The organism is Microcystis sp. M53598_WE2, from assembly GCF_030067735.1.
Taxonomy (GTDB): domain Bacteria; phylum Cyanobacteriota; class Cyanobacteriia; order Cyanobacteriales; family Microcystaceae; genus Microcystis; species Microcystis aeruginosa.
This window is the reverse complement of sequence record NZ_JASJFE010000197.1, coordinates 1-3,041: the sequence shown is the minus strand read 5'-3', so window position 1 is coordinate 3,041 and position 3,041 is coordinate 1. Positions and strand designations below refer to the sequence as shown.

The 3,041-nt window shown below is 41.1% G+C and carries 2 protein-coding genes; both read right to left on the bottom strand.

Annotated features, from left to right (window positions below; translation table 11 throughout):
- Window positions 1-58 precede the first annotated feature (58 nt).
- On the bottom strand, window positions 59-490 hold the full coding sequence (locus PX636_RS04265; protein WP_004162611.1) for a CAAD domain-containing protein: 432 nt from the start codon (window positions 488-490) through the stop codon (window positions 59-61).
- Window positions 491-955: 465 nt separating this feature from the next.
- Window positions 956-3,041: 3'-5' exonuclease (locus tag PX636_RS04260; RefSeq protein ID WP_288116314.1), on the bottom strand; the 2,086-nt coding region annotated here is incomplete at its 5' end.

Below are 3,041 nucleotides of genomic sequence, written 5' to 3'. Positions count from 1 at the left end.
TGGGTTTCATGCTTCAACCCAACCTACGTTCATCTTATATTTAATTCCACCCACCCACCTATAAAGGGTTATTGTGACTGCCAAAAACTTGCGCTTTTAGTGCATCAATTTCGGCTAATAACTCGCGGCGATTTTCATCTTTGAGCAGATAGCGCCAGACAAACCAACCAGTGTAAACGATCCCAACTAATTGTAGGATAGGAGCAAGGAGGGGAATATCATCGATCGCATCTAAAACCGCTAGGGTAACTTTCACGGTGACAAAACTGGCTAAAATTGCCCCCAGAACGATTAAAGGTTTTTTGTATCCAGAGAAGAAACTACCGATATAATCGGGGACGTTAGCCAGATAGGACATCACCGAATCCCAAACTGGTTCTACATATTCAGACCAAATCTGTTCGGTGCTGCTGCTGCTGGGTTTGCTCAGAGACCCGGGTAAATCCGTTCTAATCGGATTTTGGGTCTCGGTCGGTTGCATTGATTCCATATTAACTGATCCTCATCATTAAGGTTAGACAGTGCGCGAATACGACCAACGGGGGTCAATTTTAACAGACTGAATAGACTAACTCGCTGTTGCCCATATTATCGGATAATTGCGATACTAGGCGGAAAGTTGCTCAACAACTATTAAGAATCAAGGATTTAGCTTCTCAATTTTATCGTCAGTCTGACCGCAATTCTCTATTCTAACAGCAGGTAGCGATCGGAGTTGAGGAATCAGGGGGTGTCAGTTATCAGTGAACAGTAATCAGTTATCAGTGGGGAGATAGGGAGAAAAAAGCCGGTGGGTTACGGCGAATACTCAATTTCTAGTCAGAGTATAACTTATTTTCGCCTAACCCACCCTACAGATGATTACCTATGTGCTGATCTGGTGGGTTACGGCGAATACTCAATTTTCAGTCAGAGTATAACTTATTTTTGCCTAACCCACCCTACAGATGATTGCCTATTCGTGGATAAGTTGCATGGGTGCGGTGCGAGGATCGATGATTTTCTGACCTAAACCCGAAAATTTGACCGCTAGATTCATTTTTTTACCCTCACCGAGGATATGGGTCACTTCTCCTTCTCCAAAAGTAGAGTGTAACACTCGATCGCCTACGCCCCATTTTCTTTGATTAGAGGCAGTTGTTTGAATGGGAACCACTTTTGGGGTCTTTTTCGGTTTCAGGTTGCTTGTGAGCAATTCTGGGGGCAATTCCTGCAAAAATTGGGAAGCTACCTTCATCTCTTTATTCCCCCAGACATATCTTTCTTTTGCGTAGGTTAAAAATAATTGTTCCTTGGCCCGAGTCACTCCCACATAACACAAACGGCGTTCTTCCTCAAGAGCAATGGGATCGTTTAAACTACGATTATGGGGAAAAATGCCCTGTTCTAAACCGACTAAAAAGACGATAGGAAACTCTAAACCCTTGGCGGAATGAAGGGTCATTAACGATACTTTTTCTTGACCTTCCTGAAGATTATCTAAATCCGAGGCTAAACTAGCACTAGCGAGAAATTCCTGGAGATTGGTTTCTTCGTTTTCTTCTTGGAATTGTACGACGGCGCTATACAATTCTTGAATATTCTCGATGCGGGTATCAGCTTCCTCGGTTCCCTGCTGTTTTAACTCATCGATATATCCCGAATCTTCCATGATTTGATCTAGGATTTCACTAGCGGATAAATCGGTGATTTTTTCTTGCAGGTTTTGGATAATTTTAGCTAACTTATTGATGCTTTTAGTCGCACGACCGGCGAGAGTATTAACGGAAGTTTCATCGCTGATAATTTCCCATAAAGGTACTCCTAATTCTTGGGCAGCTTTGAGCAAATTATCGATTGTGGTTTTACCGATACCGCGCCGGGGAGTGTTAATAATTCTCAGTAAACTAACGGTATCGGCAGGATTGGCAATCACTCGTAAATAAGCGATCGCATCTTTAATCTCCTGTCGATCATAAAATTTAAATCCCCCGACAATATTATAGGGGATATTATTGCGAATTAACCCATCTTCAAAGGGGCGAGATTGGGCATTAATTCGGTAGAGAATGGCAAAACTACCCCAAGTTAATTCGGGGTTTTCTTGGGTAAATTCTCGAATTTTATCGATAACAAAAGCTGCTTCTTCCTGTTCATCTCTGGCTTTAAAAACATAGATACTATCGCCCCCTTCTCTAGTGGGAACAAGGACTTTATCGATTCTTTGACTATTCTTTTCAATTAACTTATTTGCCGCTTGCAGAATATTTTCCCGTGAACGATAGTTTTCCTGTAGTTTCACCATCGTGCGAGTATCATCATCGGGTAAACCATCGCCAAAGTCCGCTTGAAAATTGAGCAGAATAGTAAAATCTGCCATCCGAAAACTATAGATAGATTGGTCGGCATCACCCACCACAAAAATCGATCGATCCGTCCAATTCCACTCACTTTTTTTCGTTTCACCATTGGTGGACAAAAGCCGAATTAACTCGTACTGAATCCGGTTAGTGTCTTGGTATTCATCGACTAAAATATGCTTAAATTGCGTATGCCAATAACCGAGAATAGATTCATTTTGCTGAAAAAGACGGACTGGAACCAGTATCAAATCATCAAAATCTAGGGCATTATTTTGTGCCAATTGCATCTGATAAGCTTGATAAACCTCAGAAATGACCTTTCCCCGAAAATGAGGGTTTTCTCTGGCGTAATCTGTGGGTGTTAAACCTAAATTTTTGGCATTACTAATCGCATAACGTAGATTGCGGGCATCAAATTTTTTATCGTCTAAATTCATCTGTTTAGTGACGATATTTTTTACTAAACTCTGGGCATCAGACTCGTCCATAATCGAAAAATTCCTTTGCCAACTATGACCATATTCATCCTGATATTTATTAATGTCATAGCGCAAAATCCGACCACAAAGACTGTGAAAAGTCCCAATCCAGAGTTTTTTAGTATAATGCCGATAAACTTGAGAAAAGAGTTTTTTCTGTTCGTATTCTTCTAAAAGTTCTAATCTTTGACCGTATTTTTCCTGTGCTTTTTGTTGAGCA

Coding starts and splice junctions, on each gene's coding strand:
- PX636_RS04265 (WP_004162611.1), bottom strand. CDS start 490: ATGGAATCAATGCAACCGACCGAGACCCAAAATCCGATTAGAACGGAT.